At 63.6% G+C, this 19,909-nt stretch carries 18 protein-coding genes; 12 read left to right on the top strand and 6 right to left on the bottom strand.

Features of this window, described 5'->3' with window-relative positions; translation table 11 throughout:
- Window positions 1-120 precede the first annotated feature (120 nt).
- On the top strand, window positions 121-1,008 hold the full coding sequence (locus DCO48_RS01185) for an NAD(P)-dependent oxidoreductase (protein ID WP_116548801.1): 888 nt from the start codon (window positions 121-123) through the stop codon (window positions 1,006-1,008).
- On the opposite strand, the gene DCO48_RS01180 is transcribed toward DCO48_RS01185, so the two are convergent.
- Window positions 908-3,172, bottom strand: coding sequence for a bifunctional diguanylate cyclase/phosphodiesterase (locus DCO48_RS01180; protein ID WP_116548800.1), 2,265 nt, complete (start codon window positions 3,170-3,172; stop codon window positions 908-910). The two genes, DCO48_RS01185 and DCO48_RS01180, sit on opposite strands and share 101 nt — an antisense overlap.
- A gap of 274 nt (window positions 3,173-3,446) precedes the next feature.
- Between DCO48_RS01180 and DCO48_RS01175 the strand changes: the two genes are divergently transcribed.
- Window positions 3,447-4,790 carry an MFS transporter gene (locus DCO48_RS01175; protein ID WP_116548799.1) on the top strand — a complete coding sequence of 448 codons (1,344 nt, stop codon included), beginning with the start codon at window positions 3,447-3,449 and terminating at the stop codon, window positions 4,788-4,790.
- 213 nt (window positions 4,791-5,003) lie between these two features.
- On the opposite strand, the gene rapA is transcribed toward DCO48_RS01175, so the two are convergent.
- Entirely contained in the window at window positions 5,004-7,850 is a 2,847-nt protein-coding gene (gene rapA / locus DCO48_RS01170; RefSeq protein ID WP_116548798.1) for an RNA polymerase-associated protein RapA, read from the bottom strand.
- 200 nt (window positions 7,851-8,050) lie between these two features.
- Here rapA and DCO48_RS01165 point away from each other — a divergent pair, with 200 nt between their 5' ends.
- The 9 genes from DCO48_RS01165 to DCO48_RS01135 all read left to right on the top strand — a co-directional run bounded on the left by DCO48_RS01165 (window position 8,051) and on the right by DCO48_RS01135 (window position 13,062).
- Window positions 8,051-8,383, top strand: a complete 333-nt coding sequence (locus DCO48_RS01165; RefSeq protein ID WP_116548797.1) for an aspartate-semialdehyde dehydrogenase — start codon at window positions 8,051-8,053, stop codon at window positions 8,381-8,383.
- 82 nt (window positions 8,384-8,465) lie between these two features.
- Window positions 8,466-8,627 carry a hypothetical protein gene (locus tag DCO48_RS22655; protein WP_165840715.1) on the top strand — a complete coding sequence of 54 codons (162 nt, stop codon included), beginning with the start codon at window positions 8,466-8,468 and terminating at the stop codon, window positions 8,625-8,627.
- Between the two features lie 135 nt (window positions 8,628-8,762).
- Window positions 8,763-8,879, top strand: coding sequence for a cytochrome c oxidase subunit CcoM (gene ccoM, locus DCO48_RS23075; protein WP_305887839.1), 117 nt, complete (start codon window positions 8,763-8,765; stop codon window positions 8,877-8,879).
- A 187-nt stretch (window positions 8,880-9,066) separates the two neighbouring features.
- A complete protein-coding gene (gene pcaQ, locus DCO48_RS01160; protein ID WP_116548796.1) occupies window positions 9,067-9,999 on the top strand; it encodes a pca operon transcription factor PcaQ in 933 nt (310 codons plus the stop codon).
- Window positions 10,000-10,197: 198 nt separating this feature from the next.
- The gene (locus DCO48_RS01155) at window positions 10,198-10,923 is read left to right on the top strand and encodes an FKBP-type peptidyl-prolyl cis-trans isomerase (RefSeq protein WP_116548795.1); all 726 of its coding nucleotides are present in this window, start codon (window positions 10,198-10,200) and stop codon (window positions 10,921-10,923) included.
- Window positions 10,924-11,199: 276 nt separating this feature from the next.
- A complete protein-coding gene (locus DCO48_RS01150) occupies window positions 11,200-11,640 on the top strand; it encodes a YkvA family protein (RefSeq protein WP_116548794.1) in 441 nt (146 codons plus the stop codon).
- 135 nt (window positions 11,641-11,775) lie between these two features.
- Window positions 11,776-12,231, top strand: coding sequence for a response regulator (locus DCO48_RS01145; protein WP_256583938.1), 456 nt, complete (start codon window positions 11,776-11,778; stop codon window positions 12,229-12,231).
- Between the two features lie 115 nt (window positions 12,232-12,346).
- Entirely contained in the window at window positions 12,347-12,691 is a 345-nt protein-coding gene (locus DCO48_RS01140; protein WP_116548792.1) for a helix-turn-helix domain-containing protein, read from the top strand.
- Window positions 12,688-13,062, top strand: a complete 375-nt coding sequence (locus DCO48_RS01135) for a hypothetical protein (protein ID WP_116548791.1) — start codon at window positions 12,688-12,690, stop codon at window positions 13,060-13,062. Before DCO48_RS01140 ends, DCO48_RS01135 begins: the two co-directional genes overlap by 4 nt.
- On the opposite strand, the gene DCO48_RS01130 is transcribed toward DCO48_RS01135, so the two are convergent.
- Both DCO48_RS01130 and DCO48_RS01125 read right to left on the bottom strand, forming a co-directional pair.
- The gene (locus DCO48_RS01130) at window positions 13,038-14,822 is read right to left on the bottom strand and encodes a bifunctional diguanylate cyclase/phosphodiesterase (RefSeq protein ID WP_116548790.1); all 1,785 of its coding nucleotides are present in this window, start codon (window positions 14,820-14,822) and stop codon (window positions 13,038-13,040) included. The genes DCO48_RS01135 and DCO48_RS01130 overlap by 25 nt on opposite strands.
- A 114-nt stretch (window positions 14,823-14,936) precedes the next feature.
- Window positions 14,937-17,018: a carboxy terminal-processing peptidase gene (locus tag DCO48_RS01125; RefSeq protein WP_165840714.1), complete on the bottom strand. Its 2,082-nt coding sequence runs from the start codon at window positions 17,016-17,018 to the stop codon at window positions 14,937-14,939.
- 138 nt (window positions 17,019-17,156) lie between these two features.
- Between DCO48_RS01125 and DCO48_RS01120 the strand changes: the two genes are divergently transcribed.
- Window positions 17,157-18,119 carry an NAD(P)H-quinone oxidoreductase gene (locus DCO48_RS01120; RefSeq protein ID WP_116548788.1) on the top strand — a complete coding sequence of 321 codons (963 nt, stop codon included), beginning with the start codon at window positions 17,157-17,159 and terminating at the stop codon, window positions 18,117-18,119.
- A 121-nt stretch (window positions 18,120-18,240) separates the two neighbouring features.
- On the opposite strand, the gene DCO48_RS01115 is transcribed toward DCO48_RS01120, so the two are convergent.
- Both DCO48_RS01115 and DCO48_RS01110 read right to left on the bottom strand, forming a co-directional pair.
- Window positions 18,241-18,894 carry an HAD family phosphatase gene (locus tag DCO48_RS01115; RefSeq protein WP_116548787.1) on the bottom strand — a complete coding sequence of 218 codons (654 nt, stop codon included), beginning with the start codon at window positions 18,892-18,894 and terminating at the stop codon, window positions 18,241-18,243.
- A gap of 25 nt (window positions 18,895-18,919) precedes the next feature.
- Window positions 18,920-19,909, bottom strand: a complete 990-nt coding sequence (locus DCO48_RS01110; RefSeq protein ID WP_116548786.1) for an ABC transporter ATP-binding protein — start codon at window positions 19,907-19,909, stop codon at window positions 18,920-18,922.

Below are 19,909 nucleotides of genomic sequence, written 5' to 3'. Positions count from 1 at the left end.
GCAGTGCGCGTTTGGCGTGAGCGATAGGGTCTTGCCCGATAACCCTCTAGGGGTTTTCCTGTCACGTCTTAGACTGAATCGTCCAATTCTTGAACTTCTTTAATTTGCCTGGAGCGTTGAATGAGTACTGCACTGCCTTCCCTTGGGTTTGCCGGTATCGGTCTGATGGGCCTGCCGATGTGTCGCCGCTTGCTCGCGGCCGGTTATCCGCTGACCGTGTGGAACCGCTCGCCGGACAAATGCGCGGCGCTGGTCGCCGCCGGTGCACGGGTGGTGGCAACCCCGGCCGAGCTGTGCGCGGCGGCGGATGTGGTGATGTTGTGCCTGGCCGATACCCAGGTGGTGCGCGAGGTGGTGTTCGGCCCCGGCGGTGTGGTCGAGGGCGCGCGGGCCGGGCAGCTGCTGGTGGACTTTTCCAGCCTGGAGCCGACCGCTACCCGGGAAATGGCCGCCGCCCTGGCCGAACGCACCGGCATGGCCTGGCTCGACACGCCGGTGTCCGGTGGCACCCCGGGCGCCGAAGCCGGCAGCTTGGCGATCATGGTCGGCGGTGACGCTGCGGACCTTGAACGGGTCCGCCCGGTGCTGCTGACCCTCGGTCAACGGGTCACCCACATGGGCGCGGTGGGCGCAGGGCAGGTGACCAAGGCCTGCAACCAGATGATCGTGGCCTGCAACGCGCTGGTGATTGCCGAAGTGGTGGCGTTGGCCGAGCAATCGGGGGTCGACGCGCGTTTGATCGCCGAAGCCCTGGCGGGCGGCTTTGCCGACTCCAAACCCCTGCAGATCCTGGCCCCGCAAATGGCCGAAAGCCGTTTCGAGCCGATCAAGTGGCATGTGCGCACCCTGTTGAAGGATCTCGATACAGCGGTGAAGTTCTCTCGCGAGCAGGGTTCGGCGACGCCGATCAGCGGCCTGGCGGCGCAGCTGATGCGCTTGCACGGTAGCCAGGGGCATCTGCAAAAAGATCCGGCGACCCTGATTGAGCTGTATCGCTGTACGCCATGAGGCGCTCCTCGCGCTGATTGAGCTCAGCGAGCACAGTGCGCAACTCGCCCAGTGGCACTGGCCGGCTAAGCAGGTAGCCCTGGATCGCATCGCAGCCGTGCTCGCTGAGGAAAGCGTATTGCTCGACGGTTTCCACACCCTCGGTGATCACCTTCAGGTGCAGGGTGTGGGCCATGATCATGATGGCCTGGACGATCTCCATGTCCTGGCTTGAGCGCGGGATGTCCTGGATGAACGAGCGGTCGATCTTCAGGGTGTCCAGCGGCAGGCGCTTGAGGTAGGCCAGCGACGAATAGCCGGTGCCGAAGTCGTCGATCGACAGCGACACGCCGGTAGCGCGGATGCGCTTGAGCAGGCTGATGGTGCTGTGGATATTGCCCATCAGGGCGTTCTCGGTCACTTCCAGCTCCAGGCGCCAGGCCGGCAGGCCGGCGGCGCTGAGTGCGTGCTCGACTTCCGTGGCGAGTTCTTCGCGGCCCAGGGTCAAGGCCGAGCAGTTCACCGTGACCCGAAGGTCGGAGAAACCGTGGCGGTTGAGCAGGGCCAGGTCCTGGCAGGCGTGGCGTAGCACCCACAGGTCAAGGTCGGCGATCAGCCCGTTGACCTCGGCGATGCCGATGAACCGGTCGGGGCTGAGTAGGCCGTGCTGCGGGTGCTGCCAGCGAATCAGTGCTTCGAGTTTGGACACCTGGCCGCTGTGCAGGTCGAAGATCGGCTGGTAGTGCAGGCGCAGCCCGCAGTCTTCGAGCAAGGCCAGGCGCAGTTCCTCTTCCAGTTGCAGTTCAAGGGTGGCGCGGGTTTTCAGGTTGCTGCTGAAGAAATTCAGGTTATTGCGCCCACAGCCCTTGGATTGGTAAAGCGCGAGGTCGGCGTTTTTCAGCAGTTCGTCGCAACTGCTGCCGTCGTCGGGGAACACGCTGATGCCGATGCTGGTGGTCATCACCATGCGCCGACCGCCAAGGTCGATTGGCTCCTTGAGCTTGTGCATCACCCGCTGCGCCAGGTGGCGCGCCTCATCCCGGCTGTGCAGGCTGATCAGGATGCAGAATTCATCGCCGCCAAAGCGCGCCACCACATCCTGCGGGCGCGTGGCGGCCTTGATGTGCCCGGCGATCACCTTGAGCAACTGGTCGCCGGCATCGTGGCCAAGGCTGTCGTTGATCCGCTTGAAATGGTCGATATCGAGAAACATCACCGCCAGCATGCCTTCGTTGCTGCTCTGTTCGGCCAGGCGCTCGGCGAACACCTGATTGAAGCCGCGGCGGTTGATCAGGTTGGTCAGGGCGTCGTAATGCGCCGCCTGCTGCAGCGACACACGGGCCTGGTCGAGCTGGCTGAGCAGCATGTTGACCCGGCGCAGGTCGTGCTCTTTGCTTTGCAGCTTCTTGTCGGCCAGGGCCGCGCTGATGCTGCTGGCGCTGATCAGCAGGGTGATGAAGGCGATGCTCAGGCTCAGTTGCAGGCTGTTGTCGGTCATCGGCAGGCGTAGCGGCACGCCGTTGGGCAGGACCAGGGTCAGTGCCCACATGCCGGTGAAATGGGTGGTGATGATGCCGCCGGCCATGACCAGCGCGGCGCCGTACTTGAGCAATTGATGCACGGTGCCGTGGCCGTGGCGGAAGCGTTTGGCCAGCAGCAAGGACACCAGGCTCGACGCAAAAGCGATCAGCACCGAACCGAGCAGCAGTTCGGGGCGATAGTACTGCAGGGCGTTGGAACGCATGGCCGCCATGCCGGTGTAGTGCATGGCGCCGATACCCAGGCCGATATAGGTGGCGCCGAGCAGATAGTGGCGGGTTTGCCAGGTTGGCCGGCTGAGCACGTTCATGGCCAGCCAGGCGGCCAGTAGCATCAGCAGTAGCGAGGTGGCGGTGAGGGCGACGTCGTAGTGCACCTCCACGGTGGCTTCGAAAGCCAGCATGCTGATGTAGTGCATGGCCCAGATACTGCCGGCCAGGCAGCAGGTCCCGAGCAGTCGCCATTGGCGCTGGGCGGTCGGCTGTTCGGTGCTGGCGACGCGTTCGAGCATGTGCAGGGTGGCGAAGCTGCCGGTGCAGACGACCAGGTACGCCAGCACCACCAGGTACGGGTTGTGCCGGCAGTCGAGGACGGTCTGCCCGGTTGCCGGAAGATCGGCGAGCACATGTAGCCCCAGCCACTCCATAGCATGCCTCTTGATCGAGATTGTGCCCGTCCCCTCTCGACTTCACCGGAGACCGTGTCGCCAGAGTATAGAGAGGGCGGATTAACCCATCCGCATTAATGGCACATTGACTTCTACGATTTGTTCATTGACGCCATCGCTGCCGGTTATAACGCCGCAAATGGTTACAATTACCCGGTATCACGGCGGTCAATGGTGGCAGACAGATCGGTGCCGGGCTTCTAGATTTCATCGGCGTGCTGGCACGTTTCGCCATCAACAGAGGGATCGACCGATGCAGAGCCCCACCCAAGCGACCAATGCCTGGCGCATTCTGTTTTTGCTGTTTCTGGCCAACCTGTTCAACTTCTTCGACCGCACGATTCCCGCCATCATCATCGAGCCGATCCGTCTGGAATGGCACCTCAGCGACTTCCAGATCGGCCTGATCGGCACCGCCTTCACCCTGGTCTATGCGCTGGCCGGTTTGCCGCTGGGGCGCCTGGCCGACACCGGTTCGCGCAGCAAGCTGATGGGCTGGGGGCTGGCCGCCTGGAGCGGGCTGACGGCGGTGAACGGCATGGTCGGCAGCTTCTGGAGCTTCCTGTTGGTGCGCATGGGGGTCGGTATTGGCGAGGCCAGTTATGCGCCAGCGGCCAACTCGCTGATCGGCGACCTGTTCCCGGCCGAACGCCGCGCGCGGGCGATGGGCATCTTCATGCTGGGGCTGCCGCTGGGGCTGTTGCTGGCGTTCTTCAGCATTGGTGCGATGGTGCAGGCGTTCGGCAGCTGGCGCGCGCCGTTCTTCATCGCGGCGCTGCCGGGCCTGGTGCTGGCGCTGTTCATGTTCATGATTCGCGAGCCGGCGCGTGGCGCCGCAGAAGTGGTGAACGTCTCGCAGGCGCCGGTCGATCGGCCGCTGCGCCGGGTGCTGATGATCCCGACCTTCGGCTGGCTGGTGCTGGCGGGCTTGACCTACAACTTTGCCACCTATGCCTGTAACTCGTTCATGGTGCCGATGCTGCAACGCTATTTCCTCTTGTCGTTGCAGCAGGCGGCAGTGGCCACCGGGGTGATTGTCGGCCTTACCGGGCTGGTCGGGTTGACCCTTGGCGGCTGGGTCGCGGACAAGATCCACCAGCGTATGCCCAGTGGGCGCCTGTTGTTCGGCGCGTTCAGCATGCTGGTCGCGACCGTGGCCACGGCCTGGGCGCTGCAGGCCGGGCGAGTCGAGATCGGTGTATTCGTGGCGGTGTTCGGCGTGGGCTGGTTGTTCGCCTACAACTTCTATACCTGCGTCTACACGGCCATTCAGGACGTGGTGCAGCCACGCTTGCGCGCGACGGCGATGGCGTTGTTCTTTGCCGGCTTGTATCTGCTCGGTGGTGGCCTGGGGCCGGTGGTGGTGGGGTTGCTCTCGGACCACTTTGCGCAAGCGGCGATGCTCGCGGCCGGTGAAGGGCAGATGACCGAGGCGTTCAAGGCCATTGGGCTGCACGATGCGATGTACCTGATTCCGGTGGCGCTGGCGCTGACCCTGGTGTTTCTGCTGTTGGCGTCGCGCTGCTTCAGCCGGGATGCGCAGCGGATGAAGGAGGGGCTGGTGGAGGACAGTGTGGCGGTGGGGGCGGCTGTGTAGGAATTTTCGGCTACTGCACTACCTCTAGGCGCGGGCTTGCCTGCGACCTGGTGCATAGCGCCAGCAAAACCTGCAACTGCGGTGTGACAGGTAAATCACGCGCGCAGGCTCTGCGACCGCTTCGTCCGAACGTGGCCCGGCTCGATCGCAGGCAAGCCAGCGCCTACAGGTGGTGTGTAACCCTGTAGGCGCGGGCTCGTCCCGCGATTGCTGTTAGCCGGCGACCAGCACGCGGATCGCTTCCAGGCGCAAGGCGGCCTTCTCCAGCATCGCCAGGCCGTCTTCACGTTGCTTGCGCAGCGCTTCGATCTCGCTGTCGCGAACGGTCGGGTTGACCGCCTGTAGCGCGGTCAGGCGCGCCAGTTCCTCGTCGGTTTCCGCAGCCAGACGGCGCTGTGCCTCGGCCACCCGCTCGGCATGCCGTGGCAGGACCTTGGCTTCGCCAGCATTGATCCGTGGCGTCAGCACGTCGCGCTGGGCCTGGATGAACTTGTTGGCACTGGCCTTCGGCACGCTTTCCAGCTGGTCGTTGAGGGTTTCGAAGGTCACCCGTGCGGCGAGGTCGTTGCCATTGGCGTCCAGCAGGCAGCGCAACGCCGCTGGCGGCAGGTAGCGACCCAGTTGCAAGGCCCGCGGTGCGACCACTTCGCTCACGTACAGCAGCTCCAGCAACACGGTGCCCGGTTTCAGCGCCTTGTTCTTCAGCAGCGCCACCGAGGTGTTGCCCATCGAACCGCTGAGTACCAGGTCCATGCCGCCCTGCACCATCGGGTGTTCCCAGGTGATGAACTGCATGTCTTCGCGCGACAGCGCCTGATTGCGGTCGTAGGTGATGGTCACGCCTTCGTCGTCACCCAGCGGGAAGCTGGCGTCGAGCATTTTTTCACTCGGCTTGAGGATCAGGGCGTTTTCCGAATGGTCCTCGCTGTCGATGCCGAAGGCGTCGAACAGGGTTTCCATGTAGATCGGCAGGGCAAACTGGTCGTCCTGCTCGAGAATCGCCTCGACCAGATCCTGGCCTTCGCCGGCCCCCCCGGAGTTCAGTTCCAGCAAGCGGTCGCGGCCACTGTGCAGCTCGCTTTCCAGGCGCTCGCGCTCGGCACGGGCTTCCTTGACCAGGCTGTCCCATTCGCCGTCGTCACCGCTTTCCAGCAACGGCAGCAGGCGCGGGCCGAACATATGCTGCAAGGCGTTGCCGGTCGGGCAGGTGTTGAGGAAGGCGTTCAAGGCCTGGTCATACCATTGGAACAGGCGCTCTTGCGGGCTGTTCTGCAGGTGCGGCACGTGCAGTTCGATGGTGTGCTTCTGGCCGATCCGGTCGAGACGGCCGATTCGCTGCTCCAGCAGGTCCGGGTGAGCCGGCAGGTCGAACAACACCAGGTGATGGGCGAACTGGAAGTTACGGCCTTCACTGCCGATTTCCGAACAGATCAGCACCTGGGCGCCAAACTCTTCGTCGGCGAAGTAGGCGGCGGCGCGGTCGCGCTCAAGGATGCTCATGCCTTCGTGGAACACCGTGGCCGGGATGCCGGAACGCACGCGCAGGGCGTCTTCCAGGTCCATCGCGGTTTCGGCGTGGGCACAGATCACCAGTACCTTCACCCGCTTGAGCATCTTCAGCGTGTCGATCAGCCAGTCGACCCGTGGGTCGAAGCGCCACCAGCGGTTTTCTTCGTCGCTGTCGCCCTGAGCCTGGAAGCTCACTTCCGGGTACAGGTCGGCATGCTCGCCAACCGGCAACTCCAGGTACTCGTCCGGGCACGGCAGCGGGTAGGCATGCAACTGGCGCTGCGGGAAGCCCTGCACGGCGGCACGGGTATTACGGAACAGCACGCGGCCGGTGCCGTGGCGGTCGAGCAGTTCGCGGATCAGCCGCGCGCTGGCCTGGGTGTCGCCATCGTTGACCGCAGCGAGCAGTGCTTCGCCTTCGGCGCCGAGGAAACCCCTGATGGTGGCCTGGGCTTTCGGCGACAGGCGGCCCTCGTCGAGCAACTCCTGCACGGCTTCGGCCACCGGGCGGTAGTTCTCGCTCTCGGCGCGGAAGGCGGCGAGGTCGTGGAAACGGTTCGGGTCAAGCAGGCGCAGGCGCGCGAAATGGCTGTCCTGGCCGAGCTGTTCCGGGGTCGCGGTGAGCAGCAGCACGCCGGGAATGGTCTCGGCCAGTTGTTCGACCAGGGCGTACTCGGGGCTGACCTGGTCTTCATGCCAGACCAGGTGGTGGGCTTCGTCGACCACCAGCAGGTCCCAGCCGGCGGCGAACAGCGCGTCCTGAGCCTTGTCGTCTTCGCTCAGCCATTCCAGCGCCACCAGCGCCAGCTGGGCGTCTTCGAACGGGTTGCTGGCGTCGCTCTCGATGAAGCGCTCGGCGTCGAACAGTGCCACTTCGAGGTTGAAGCGCCGGCGCATTTCCACCAGCCACTGGTGCTGGAGGTTCTCTGGCACCAGGATCAGCACGCGACTGGCACGCCCGGAAAGCAGCTGCCGATGGATCACCAGGCCGGCTTCGATGGTCTTGCCCAGGCCCACTTCGTCGGCTAGCAGTACCCGTGGGGCAATGCGGTCGGCCACTTCACGGGCAATGTGCAACTGGTGCGCGATCGGCTGCGCACGGGTGCCGCCCAAGCCCCACAGCGGCGATTGCAGCTGGCGGCTGGTGTGTTCCAGGGTGTTGTAGCGCAGGGCGAACCACGGCAGCGGGTCGATCTGCCCGGCAAACAGGCGATCGCTGGCCAGGCGGAACTGGATGAAGTTCGACAGTTGGGTTTCCGGCAGGGTGCACGGCTGGTTCTGCGCGTTGAGGCCGTGGTAGACGATCAGGCCGTCGATCACCTCGACTTCGCGCACGGTCAGCTTCCAGCCCTCGAAATGGGTGATCTGGTCGCCAGGCGAGAAGCGCACCCGCGTGAGCGGGGCATTGCGCAGAGAATACTGGCGGGTGTCGCCAGTGGCCGGGTAGAGCACGGTCAACAAGCGGCCGTCCTGTGCCAGAACGGTGCCCAGACCTAGCTCGGCTTCGCTGTCGCTGATCCAGCGTTGCCCCGGTTGATACTGCTGCGCCATAAATGCCTTGCTCCCGCCATGAAAAAGCCGACTATCTTAACGGATAGGGGCTCATTGACCAAAGGTTCTAGCAATATAGCCGGCGACCGAACGTCGGGCCCGACAACTGGTCGACTGTGTGCCCGCGCACCTGACTGCAGCGCTCTATTCAAGCCGGTGCCTGCCTGGCCGATACAGCAGGTGACAGGAGAACCCACCCCATGCTGCCGCCGATCATCCCGCTCAGTGCTGCCCCGGTCACCTCGCAACTCGACCCGGTCAAGCCGACCCCGGACATCAAGCCCGTGGTGCCCACCCAGCCGAGCTCCAGCGAGGGGGCCATCGATCTCAAGCACCGTAACCCCGAGCAGGCGGTGGTGCTGTTGCGCGAAGAACAGCGCCGACGTCAGGGCCGGCGCAACGCACAGCAGGACGAAGAAGCGTTGTACCAGCCCATGCCGGGCGACGAAGTGAATGCCGACAACACTGTGCCGGTGGCGCCGTTGATGGGCAATCAGCCTCGCCAGGGGCTGCTGGTGGATATAGAAGTGTGAGGCGCGGCTGAACGCGCTGCTGGTCAGCGTCGCTGCGAGCCTTCATTATTGCCTCATCTGCTGTTGCTACCCGAGCCAGACCATGAGCCAAGACGACAACCTGATCGACTTCGGTGCCGAGCGCGCCCGTCGTGTGCATGACCTCAACGAAAAACGCCTGAACGAGGTGCGTCAGGCGTTCGAGCAGGCCATGCCGCTGGGCAAGGCCAAGAAAAAGCCCAAGGGCAAACCGAAGAAGCGTTGAAAACTTGATGCAGGTCAAGCCTGCATCCCCCCTCCGGCGCCCTGCCTTGGGCGCCATTGACCTCGGTCAATGTTCCCTTCCGGCACATTCGCTACTGTTAACCCATCAGACAGGTGCAGGCAAATGGAGGCCTCCATGTTCTTCGATAATGTGGTTATCGCTGGGGTGGTTACGGTCGGCCTGATGTTACTTTTCTTCGTCGGTTTCGGCATTTTCATCTGGAAGGATTCGAACAAGCGCAAGCAGCGCTGATGCTTCCAGGTAGCACGAGCACGCAAGGCATTTAGGGCGACTTCGGTCGCCCATTTTTTTTGCCTTGAATTGCGTGGCGGCACGTTGCTGTGGAAGCCGACTGTCGCGATGGCGTTCCGGCCCCACAAAGACCGGCGCCCCCTGGGCAGCCCTGACAAACCCGGTTGCCCCGGATAAACTCCCGGCCATGAACCTCGACACCCGGATCAAATTTCGCCACCTGCTGTGCTTTCTCGAAATCGCCCGCCAGGGCAGTTTCGCCAAGGCCGCCGATGCCGTGGCTGTCAGTCAGCCGGCCATTTCCAAGACCCTCAAGGAGCTGGAAACGCTGCTGCAGACCCGCCTGTTCGAACGCGGCAAACAGGGCGTCGAGCTTACCCCGGCCGGCGTGCGTTTCATGCGCTACGCCGGGCCCTGCGTAGAGGCCCTGCGCGAAGGCGTCAGCACCCTGCGCGGTGAGGAGCACCAGCCGCCGCAGGTGCGTGTCGGGGTGCTCTCGACGGTAGAAAGCCTGCTCATGCCCGAAGTGCTCTGTCGCCTGCACCAGCGCCACAGTGCTCTGGTGGTCAGCGTCGTCACCGGGCCCAGCGCCCACCTGCTGGCACAACTGCATGTCGGTGAGCTTGACCTGGTGATCGGGCGCATGACCGACAGCCCGCAAATCCAGGGCCTGCTGTTCGAACACCTGTACAGCGAATCGATGTCGCTGGTGGTGCGCCCCGGTCACCCGCTGCTGGCCCGTGTGCCCCTGGAGCGCAGCCAGGTCGGGCACTACCCGCTGGTACTGCCGCTGGCCGGCACGACCATCCGCAAGCATGCCGACAGCCTGTTCGTGCAATGCGCTATCGCCCCCCCCGCGCAACGCCTTGAAACGCTTTCTCCAGCGCTCAGCCGACGCTACGTGCTGGGCAGCGACGCGGTATGGATCGCGCCGCGCGATGCGGTGCGCGTCGACCTCGATCGTGGCGAGCTGTGCGAGCTTGAGCTGGGCGCGCGCGAGCCCGGTGGTTCGGTTGGCATCTGCAGCAACGCCGCGCTGCCGCAGTCGCTGCCGGCACAATGGCTGTGCCAGGTGCTGCGTGAAGTTGCGGCGCAATACCGTGAAGGCCACTGCCCTTAATTTCAGCGTGCAGGTGCGGTGAAGCCGACAATACTGGCTCTTGGCCCGGTCGTTGCCGAAGGCGTCGATGAAGAAGCATTCATCTGCTGAACTTATCCACCTTTCGTCGCTCTCATGCCGGTAGCCATTGGTCGTGGCCGCCTGATAAGCTCGCGGCTTTACTCGATTGCCCTATTGGCGCATGAACAAGGAAATAGCATGAAACAGCATCGGTTGGCGGCTGCGGTTGCCCTGGTTAGCCTGGTCCTGGCGGGTTGCGATTCGCAGACCAGCGTCGAGCTGAAGACTCCGGCACAAAAAGCCTCCTACGGTATCGGCCTGAACATGGGCAAAAGCCTGGCTCAGGAAGGCATGGACGACCTCGATTCGAAAGCTGTAGCGCAAGGCATCGAAGACGCCGTCGGCAAGAAAGAGCAGAAGATCAAGGACGAAGAGCTGGTTGAAGCTTTCGCCGCCCTGCAGAAACGTGCAGAAGAACGTCTGGTCAAAATGAGCGAAGAGTCGGCCGCTGCCGGCAAGAAATTCCTCGAAGAAAACGGCAAGAAAGCCGGTGTCGTCACCACCGCTTCGGGCCTGCAGTACGAAGTCGTGAAGAAGGCCGATGGCGCTCAGCCAAAGCCAACCGACGTGGTCACTGTTCACTACGAAGGCAAGCTGATCGACGGCAAGGTCTTCGACAGCTCGGTTGAGCGTGGCAGCCCGATCGACCTGCCGGTTAGCGGCGTGATCCCAGGTTGGGTCGAAGGCCTGCAACTGATGCACGTTGGCGAGAAGTACAAGCTGTATATTCCGGCTGACCTGGCCTACGGCGCACAGAGCCCAAGTCCGATGATCCCGGCCAACTCGGTACTGGTCTTCGACCTGGAACTGCTGGCCATCAAGGATCCAGCCAAGGCTGAAGCCGAGGAAGCGGCCAAGCAGTAAGCTGCCGTCTGCCTGCGCAACGCCCCGTCTCGACGGGGCGTTGTCGTTTATGCAGGGGACTGAACTGAAGCCGACATCCGACGTCTCACAGGGGGCGACACACAAACTGTGACCCCTTAGGCAAAACGATTGCGCATTGAAACAAGTGTGTAAAAAACGCCCGATTTAAGCCGGAGCCTTGCCCTGTGGGCACCCTGGGCTTAAAACTGAGCGCTGTTCACAAGGTTATCCACAATTATTGTGGATAACCTTTGCCAGTCAGCCCGTGGAGGATCTATGAGTGCACCCTGGAGTTTCGCCCGCTTCCTGCCGCTGGCCGAACGCCTGCTCAGCCGTGGACGTCTGCCGGCGCTGATCTTTGCCGTGGCGCGCAAGGGCCCCCGGCTCGGCAAACTTAAAGACGACGTGCGCCTGTTGCAGGCGCTGTGCCTGGCCTGGTGGCGTGGCGAGTACCGTGCGGTGAGCCCGCGCGCCCTGTTGACCATCGTCGCCGGCCTGTTGTATTTCGTCAGCCCGCTGGATGCAATCCCCGACTGGCTGCTGGGCGTTGGTCTGCTCGACGATATCGCCGTGCTGGCCTGGGTGCTGAAAACCGTTGACGACGAATTGTCCGCCTTCCGCGCCTGGCGCAACCGCCAGACCCCGGAGAAACTGCGGGTAGTCGAACGTCTGCCGGACACCCCGGAGGCGCTCCGCCTGGAGCAGGAGAAACCCTGACATCGCCAGGCTGTTGCGTGAGCGTGACTGGAGCGATTCGCCACTGGGGGCGCCGTCGACCTGGTCGCTGAGCCTGAAGGCCCTGATGGCCACCATTCTGCCCGTGCGGGGGATGTCCGAAGTCGAGGAAGTCGAGTGTCTGCTGGTGCGCCGGCTGTCGCTCAACCATGCCCGGTCATCGCCCGGCGCGCGGGCCAAGGCGTGGCTTATCTGGCGCCGCAGCATACCCAGGTGCTGCTGGTCGACGACGAAGAACTGGTACGTCAGACCACCGCCTTGCAACTGCGCGACCTGGCCTATGAGATCAGCGCGTGTGCTTCGGCGGCATTGGCGCTGGAGGCGGTGGAGGGCGGCCTGGTGCCGGATATCCTCGTGACCGACTACGTCATGGCGCAGATGAATGGCGTCCAACTGGCCGCCGAGCTGCGCCAGCGCTTTCCCGGCTTGCCGGTGCTGGTCGTGAGCGGTTACACCGATCTGAATGCCGAACAGTTGAGCCGTTTCGAGGTGTTGAACAAGCCGTACCGCCGTGTCGAACTGGCCGAGCCCCTCGTGTGCCTGCTGCCCGGCGGGGCGAAACAGGCGAAATAGACCGTCCGCGAGCCCAGGGAAATCCAACCTCCCACGATTGCATCTGCTAGTAATATAATTGGCATAACGATTATGCCTACCGATTACATGCGATAAGTCCGACAAGGGGGTTGTAATGGGTATTCAGGTCATCAGCCGAGAGGGTCAACCCGAATACGCGGTTGTACCTTGGGAGCAGTACCAGGCCTTGCTCAAGGCTGCGGGGCAACCTGCGGCGAGTACCGACAGCACAGCTGAAACCACCGAACCTGCTATCGCCGCACCCGCGTTGCGGGCGTTCGGCGAACTGGCGGCCTTGCGTCAGGCCAAGGGCCTGTCGGCCGAACAACTGGCGCGCAGCGTCGGCATCAGCCCGGTGTACCTGGGCCTGATCGAAAGCGGCGAGCGCGAGCCCGATGCAGCGATCCGCCGCAGCCTGGCCTGGGAGCTGGGCGTGCCGGGCTGGAGCGAGCCAACATGAGCAGCGTGCGGATCAGTCGCGAGCAATGGCAAGGGCTGCTCGGCGAACTCGATGTCGCCCGCCGCCAGCGCCATTTGCTCACCTACCGCGCCCTGCTCGAACGCTTGCAACTGCCCACCCCGGCTATGCAGACCTTGACCGCTGCGCTGGAATACCTGGCCGTGCTCGATGCCCGCGCCGAGCAGCCGCTGCGCAGCTCGCTGGTAATCAGCCAGGGTGCCAGCCGCCTGCCGCGCACCGGCTTCTTCGAATGTGTGGAGCGCCTTGGGCGGTTTTCCGGGCCGTCCGACGGCATCGCCGCCGCATCCTGGCATGCCTCGGAAGTGGTTCGGGTGTTCGAGTACGCTTACCCCGATACCGAAAGCGCCTGAGCTGGCGTTCCGGCGGTATCGATCAGGTACAGGCTGTGCCCGCTGAGATCCTTGGCGTGGTGCTTGGCTTGTGAGGCGAGATCGGCCAATTGCCCGGCATCCAGCTCGGCGCAGGTCTGCGGGTGCAGTTGCACCACGCCGATCGATAGCGACAGCAGCGGGAACTCCTGGCGCTGCCCGAGGCGGTTGTGGGCAATGAAGCAGCCGGCGTCAAGATGCTCGGCGCGGTAGAAGCGCCGGCACTGTTTCTGAAAATCGTCCAGCAGTTGCTGCAAGCGCAGTGCCCAGTCCGTCGAACCGAGCACCAGCATGAAATCGTCGCCGCCGATGTGCCCGACGAAATCGCGGCTGGGGTCGACGCTGTCGTTCAGGCACTGCGCCAGACACAGCAGCACCTCGTCGCCACGGGCGTAGCCATAGATGTCGTTGAACGGCTTGAAACTGTCGATATCCACGTAGCAGATCGCCGCGCTGCGCTGTTGCTGGAGCAGGCGGGTCAGGCACTGCTGGATTGGCACGTTGCCGGGCAGCAGGGTCAGCGGGTTGGCGTAGCGCGCTTGCTGGATCTTCTGTTCGGTGATCAGCTTGAGCACGTCGATCACCCGCCCGAGGCCCAGGTAGCGGCCGTTGTGGGTGATGATGAAATCTTCCTCGATGCGCTGCCGCGCACGGCTGGTCAACAGGCGGCTGACGGTCTGCAGCGACTGGCTGATTTCCACTGCAAGAAAGTCGTCGCTCATTAGCCGGCTGATTGGCTTGCGCGCGAACAGATCGGTGGCGAATGGCTTGAGCAGGACGTCCGAGAGTGAGTGGCGGTGGACGATGCCGCATGGCCGTTGGCGCTCGTCGAGTACCGCCAGCGAGTTGAGGTTGGCTTGCCGGCGGAACGCTTCCAGCACCTGTGGCGTGGCCGTGTCGCGGGACACCGCCGGCTGCTCGTTGAGCAGCGCGCTGAGGTCCAGGCTTTCATCCACCAGCGCCGGCACGTCCGCTGTCGTCGAGTTCGGCAGCATGGCGGCGGCATCGCGTGGCGGGTGTTCCTGCGGGCGACAGAGCAGGTAACCCTGCACCAGGTCGACCCCCATCTCGGTCAGCACGGCCAGTTCTTCGGCCAGCTCGATGCCCTCGGCAATGACCTGTGCGCGTGAGGCCTTGGCGATCTGCAGGATCGAACCGACGAACTCGCGCTTGACCGCATCGAGGTGGATGCCGTCGATGAAGTGGCGGTCGATCTTGACGTAATCCGGGCGCAGTTCCGACCACAGGCGCAGGCTCGAATAGCCCGCGCCGAGATCGTCCAGCGCAATCGAGAAGCCCATGTCGCGGTAGTGGTGCAGGGCGTTGTAGAGCAGTTGGAAGTCGTCGGTCGGGGTTTGTTCGGTCAACTCGATCACCACCCGGCTGGGCGGAATGCCGAGGCTCTGCAACAGCTTGAGAGTGCGCCCGGACTGGTACTGGGGTTCGAGCAAGGATTCGGGCGAGACGTTGAGGAACAGCTTGCCATCGAGTTGCTGCTCACTGAAACGACGGCAGGCGCTTTCCCGGCAGGCCACTTCCAGCTCGGTCAGTCGACCGGCCTGGCGAGCCACTGCGAACAGGTTGATCGGCGAATGCAGCGGGCTGTTGGACGGGCCGCGGCTCAAGGCTTCATAACCGAGCAGGCGTCGCTCGGACAGGCAGACGATGGGTTGGAACAGGCTGTGCAAGCCGCTTTGAGCCAGTATGGAGCTCAACGCGCTGAGCTGTTCGGTCACGGTCATGGCAGGACTACCTTGAAAAAAAGGGACTGAGGCCAGTGGCGCTCAGTCCCTTATTTCACGACAGAATGATGACTGTTTGATGACTCAATAGTGCGCAGTCATATTATTTTGCCATTAGTGCTTGGCCAGCGCCGAGTTCAGGCTCAGGTAGTCGAGCAGGATGCGCCCGGTTTCGGCCAGGTAGGCATCGTCTTCCGGTTTGCTGTCGTCCGGTTCGGCGGGGATGGCGTCCTCGTCTTCCTTCTTCAGCTCCTTCAGCGGTTCTTCGCCCTTGGCCTTGCGCCGGGTGTTCTCCAGGGCCAACTGCTTGCTTTCGATATCGGCGTGCTGGGCACGGCGTTCGGCTTCGTTGAGGCTGACGGTCTTCTCGTTCATCAGCTTCTGGGTCAGCGCCAGGCGGTCGCGGATATAGACGAATTCCGGGTCCTTGGCACTGCGCGTGTCGTGGCGGGTTTTCAGCTGGGCGAGGAACGGCTTGAACGGATCGGCGGCCGGCTTGATCGCCGGGCGAATGGTGTCCCACGGCATCGCTTCAGGCAACGCGCTTTCGCCGATTTCCTTGGTGTCGATCACCGACGGGTAATCGATGTCCGGCAGCACGCCCTGGTGCTGGGTGCTCTGTCCGGAAACCCGGTAGAACTTGGCCAGGGTCAGCTTGAGCTCGCCATGGTTGAGCGGCTGGATAGTCTGCACGGTGCCTTTGCCGAAGGTCTGGCCGCCGATGATCAGCGCGCGGTGGTAGTCCTGCATGGCGCCGGCGAAGATCTCCGAGGCCGAGGCCGAGAGACGGTTCACCAGCAGCGCCAGCGGGCCCTTGTAGAAGGCACCGGTGTTCTCGTCTTCAAGCACGTCGACGCGGCCGTCGCTGTTACGCACCAGTACGGTCGGGCCCTTGTCGATGAACAGGCTGGTCAGCTCGGTGGCTTCCTGCAGGGACCCGCCGCCGTTGTTGCGCAGGTCGATGACCACGCCGTCGACTTTTTCCTTCTGCAGCTCGGTGAGCAGTTTCTTCACGTCGCGGGTGGTCGACTTGTACTCCGGGTCACCGGCACGGAAGGCCTTGAAGTCGAGGTAGAAGGCCGGGATCTCGATGATCCCCAGCTTGTAGTCGCGGCCATCCTGCTTGAGGTTGAGCACCGACTTTTTCGCGGCCTGCTCTTCGAGCTTCACCGCTTCGCGGGTGATGGCGACGATCTTGCTGGTCTGGTCGTTCGGCGCATTGCTGGCCGGGATCACTTCCAGGCGCACCACCGAACCTTTCGGCCCGCGGATCAGCTTGACCACTTCGTCCAGGCGCCAACCGATCACGTCGACCATTTCCTTGTCGCCCTGGGCCACGCCGACGATCTTGTCGGCCGGGGCCACCTGCTTGGTCTTGGCGGCCGGGCCGGCCGGGACCAGGCGCACGATCTTGACCTGATCGTTGTCGCTTTGCAGCACTGCACCGATGCCTTCCAGCGACAGGCTCATGTTGATGTCGAAGTTTTCCGCGTTATCCGGCGACAGGTAGTTGGTGTGTGGGTCGTAGGACTGCGCGAAGGTGTTGATGTAGGCCTGAAAGATGTCTTCGGCGCGGGTCTGGTCGAGGCGCGCGAGCTGGTTCTTGTAGCGCTTGGTCAGCAGTTCCTGGATCGCCTTGGTTTCCTTGCCGGCGATCTTCAGGCGCAGCACTTCGTCCTTGACACGTTTGCGCCAGAGGTCGTCGAGCTCGGCTTCGTTCTTCATCCACGGGGCGTCCTTGCGGTCGACCAGCAGGGTTTCCTTGGCACTGAAGTCGAGTTTGTCGACGCCCTTGTTCAGTTCGGCGAGGGTGAAGTCCAGACGCGATTTGACCCGGTCCAGGTAGCGCTTGTAGATGGTGAAGCCAGGGTCGAGGTTACCGGCCTTGAGGAAGTCGTCGAACTGCGTCTTCCACTTGTCGAATTCGGCGATGTCGCTGGCGGTGAAGTAGCTGCGCGACGGGTCGAGCAACTTGATGTAGCTGTCATAGATGATGACCGAACGCGCATCGTTGAGCGGCGGCTTGCTGTAGTGGTGGCGCTTGAGCAGCTCGACCACGTTCAGGCTGGCAACGACTTCGTCGCGATCCGGTTGCAACTTGTCCCAACTGTTGGCAGCCAGAGCGCTGCCGGCCAGCGGCAAGCTGCCAAGGCCGATCATCAGGGCGAAGGCGGTGCTGGGCAGGAAATGCTTCATGCTGATTCGACGTAGGGGCAATTGATCACGCATATTAGGCCGTCTTTGGATTCGCCGGTTCCATGGAGCCGGACGCATAATGCAAAAAGCCTGGGCTACAGCGCCCAGGCTCAGTCATGACTCAACTATGGAGGCACTGTGAAGGCATTGCAAGGCGTTGACGGACATGTGGAGTGGGTTGAGGCGACAAGTCCAACCTGCGATGTAGGTCAAGTACGAATTCGTGTCGCCGCTGCCGGACTCAATCGCGCCGACTTGTTGCAGCGTGCCGGGCTGTATCCGCCACCACCGGGTGCCAGCGAGTACCTGGGGCTGGAGTGCGCCGGGGTTGTCAGCGAGGTCGGGCCGGGTTCGGCCTGGCAGGTGGGCGACCGCGTCTGCGCGTTGCTGGCCGGCGGTGGCATGGCCGAGGAAGTGGTGGTCGATGCCGGTCATGTGCTACCGGTACCTGAAGGCCTGAGCCTGCAGGAAGCGGCGGCGATCCCCGAGGTGTATGCCACGGCCTGGTTGAACCTGTTCCAGCTCGGTGGCTTGAAACCGGGCGAGAAGGTGCTGTTGCATGCCGGTGCCAGCGGTGTCGGTTCGGCGGCGATCCAGCTGTGCAAGGCGTTCGGCAACCCATGCTGGGTGAGCGTGGGCTCGGCAGATCGGCTGGCCTACTGCCAGGGCCTGGGCGCCACTGACGGTGTGCTGCGTGGTGAAAACCTGGAGCGCCTGAACGAGTTCGCGCCGTTCGATGTGATCCTTGACCCGGTAGGCGCCAACTATGCCGCGCTGAACCTGACGCTGCTGGCCCGCGATGGGCGCTGGGTGATCATCGGTCTGATGGGCGGGCGCAAGGCCGAGCTGGACCTGGCCCAGGTACTGGCCAAGCGCGTGCAGGTGACCGGTTCGACCCTGCGCAACCGCGACGAGTCGTTCAAGGCCGAGCTGCTCAGCGATCTGCGCCAGAAGGTCTGGCCGCTGTTCGAGGAAGGCCGCTTGAAGCCGCAGCTGGTGGGCAGCTATCCGGTGGCCGAGGCGCAGGCGGCATATGCCGAGCTGGCGGGCAATCAGGTCTCGGGCAAGCTGGTGCTGGTGATTGACCCCGGCCTTGTGTAAAAGCTGAGGGCCTCGCGCGGGACCAGTCGGGTCGCCGCCCCGCCGCTCCAACAAGACGTACCCTGTGCTGCGCTTGTGGGAGCGGGCTCGTCCCGCGATGGGCCGTACACTAGCCCCGTTTTCAGCGCCAGCTCAGGATCGGCCAGCCATGCTGCTCGGCATGCTCGCGCAGCACCGGGTCCGGGTTCACCACATGCGGGTGATCGACCTTCAGCAGCAACGGCAGGTCATTGCGCGAATCGGAATAGAAGCTCGCGCCTTCCAGGTTCTCTTCCTCCTGATCCAGCCACTCCAGCAGGCGGCTGATCTTGCCTTCGCGGTAGGTCAGCGTGCCCACCGTGTTGCCGGTAAACACGCCGTTGCGCACCTCCAGGTCGATCGCCAGAAACTCGTCGATGCCCAGTCGCGCTGCAATCGGCCCGACCAGGTGCGCGCCCGAAGCGGAAATCACCAGGATCCGGTCACCGTGCTTGCGGTGCGCGGCAATGCACGTGCAGGCATCGCTGTAGATGATCGGTTCGATGACGTCCTCGACCCACGGCTCGACCAGGTGCTCGACTTCCTCCGGCGTGCGCCCGGCCACGGGCTCCAGGCTGAAGGCCATGTAGTCCTCCATGGCCAGGTGCCCCCTGCCATAGGCGTCCATCAGTTCCTTGTCGCGGCGCAGGAAGGATTCGCCATCGACCCAGCCCAGGCGCACCATCTGCGCGCTCCAGAGCGAGGCGCAGTCACCGTGAATCAGGGTTTCGTCGAGATCGAAGATTGCTAAAGCCATTTCAAGAAAACTCCTGTGCAACCCCTCAGGCAACTTCGCAGAGGGCAGTGGGATCGATCGACAATGATACGCGTTGGCCGTCCGCGTGCAGATCGGCCGACGAGCGATTGAGTACATCCACCAGCACCTCGACGCCACGCGCCTCAACCCGGTAGCGGATGACATTGCCGAGCAGGCTGTGACTGCGCACCAGGCCGTCCAGCTCACCGTCCAGGCTCAGTGCGATGGCCTCCGGGCGGATCGCCAGGCGGCTACTCACCGGGCGCTGCAACAGGCGGCTGGCGCTGTCGGCGTCGAGCAGGTTGTAGTTGCCGATGAAGCCGGCGGCAAACGCATCCACCGGTGCGGTGTAGAGGGTTTCGGCATCGCCGCTCTGGACGATGCGACCCTGGTTCATCAGGAAGATCCGGTCGCTCATGGTCAGCGCCTCTTCCTGGTCGTGGGTGACGAAGATCGTCGTCAGGCCCAGCTCGCGCTGGATCTGCCGGATCTGCTCGCGCAGGTGTTTGCGGATCCGTGCATCCAGCGCCGACAGCGGCTCGTCGAGCAGCAGCAGGCGCGGCCGGGTGACCAGCGAACGGGCCAGCGCCACCCGCTGGCACTGGCCACCGGAAAGCTGGTGCGGGTAGCGGGCGGCGAAGTTCTGCAGTTCGACCAGTTGCAGCGCCTCGTGCACCCGCTTGCGGCTGTCATCGGCATTGACCTTCTGCATGCGCAGGCCGAATGCGACGTTCTGCTCGACGGTCATGTTGGGGAACAGTGCGTAGCTCTGGAACACCATGCCGATCCCGCGCTTCTGCGGGCTCTGTGGCACCAGGTCGGTGCCGTCGAGGAGGATCTTGCCGCTGTCCACGGCGGTCAGCCCGGCAATGCAGCGCAGCAGGGTGGATTTGCCGCAGCCGGACGGGCCGAGCAGGGTGACGAACTCGCCACGGCCGATCTGGCAATTGATGTCGTTGAACACCGGGCTGCCGGCGTAGCTCTTTTGCAGGTTCTGGATGTCGACGAAGCTCAT

Origin of the sequence: Pseudomonas sp. SDI, from assembly GCF_003105155.1 — a bacterium.
Taxonomy (GTDB): Bacteria; Pseudomonadota; Gammaproteobacteria; order Pseudomonadales; family Pseudomonadaceae; genus Aquipseudomonas.
This window is presented reverse-complemented; position numbering and strand designations above follow the sequence as displayed.

Coding starts and splice junctions, on each gene's coding strand:
- DCO48_RS01180 (WP_116548800.1), bottom strand. CDS start 3,172: ATGGAGTGGCTGGGGCTACATGTGCTCGCCGATCTTCCGGCAACCGGG.
- ccoM (WP_305887839.1), top strand. CDS start 8,763: ATGTTCTTCGATAATGTGGTTATCGCTGGGGTGGTTACGGTCGGCCTG.
- DCO48_RS01165 (WP_116548797.1), top strand. CDS start 8,051: ATGCTGCCGCCGATCATCCCGCTCAGTGCTGCCCCGGTCACCTCGCAA.
- DCO48_RS01175 (WP_116548799.1), top strand. CDS start 3,447: ATGCAGAGCCCCACCCAAGCGACCAATGCCTGGCGCATTCTGTTTTTG.
- rapA (WP_116548798.1), bottom strand. CDS start 7,850: ATGGCGCAGCAGTATCAACCGGGGCAACGCTGGATCAGCGACAGCGAA.
- DCO48_RS01135 (WP_116548791.1), top strand. CDS start 12,688: ATGAGCAGCGTGCGGATCAGTCGCGAGCAATGGCAAGGGCTGCTCGGC.
- pcaQ (WP_116548796.1), top strand. CDS start 9,067: ATGAACCTCGACACCCGGATCAAATTTCGCCACCTGCTGTGCTTTCTC.
- DCO48_RS01140 (WP_116548792.1), top strand. CDS start 12,347: ATGGGTATTCAGGTCATCAGCCGAGAGGGTCAACCCGAATACGCGGTT.
- DCO48_RS22655 (WP_165840715.1), top strand. CDS start 8,466: ATGAGCCAAGACGACAACCTGATCGACTTCGGTGCCGAGCGCGCCCGT.
- DCO48_RS01185 (WP_116548801.1), top strand. CDS start 121: ATGAGTACTGCACTGCCTTCCCTTGGGTTTGCCGGTATCGGTCTGATG.
- DCO48_RS01110 (WP_116548786.1), bottom strand. CDS start 19,909: ATGAGCTTCGTCGACATCCAGAACCTGCAAAAGAGCTACGCCGGCAGC.
- DCO48_RS01130 (WP_116548790.1), bottom strand. CDS start 14,822: ATGACCGTGACCGAACAGCTCAGCGCGTTGAGCTCCATACTGGCTCAA.
- DCO48_RS01115 (WP_116548787.1), bottom strand. CDS start 18,894: ATGGCTTTAGCAATCTTCGATCTCGACGAAACCCTGATTCACGGTGAC.
- DCO48_RS01150 (WP_116548794.1), top strand. CDS start 11,200: ATGAGTGCACCCTGGAGTTTCGCCCGCTTCCTGCCGCTGGCCGAACGC.
- DCO48_RS01125 (WP_165840714.1), bottom strand. CDS start 17,018: ATGAAGCATTTCCTGCCCAGCACCGCCTTCGCCCTGATGATCGGCCTT.
- DCO48_RS01155 (WP_116548795.1), top strand. CDS start 10,198: ATGAAACAGCATCGGTTGGCGGCTGCGGTTGCCCTGGTTAGCCTGGTC.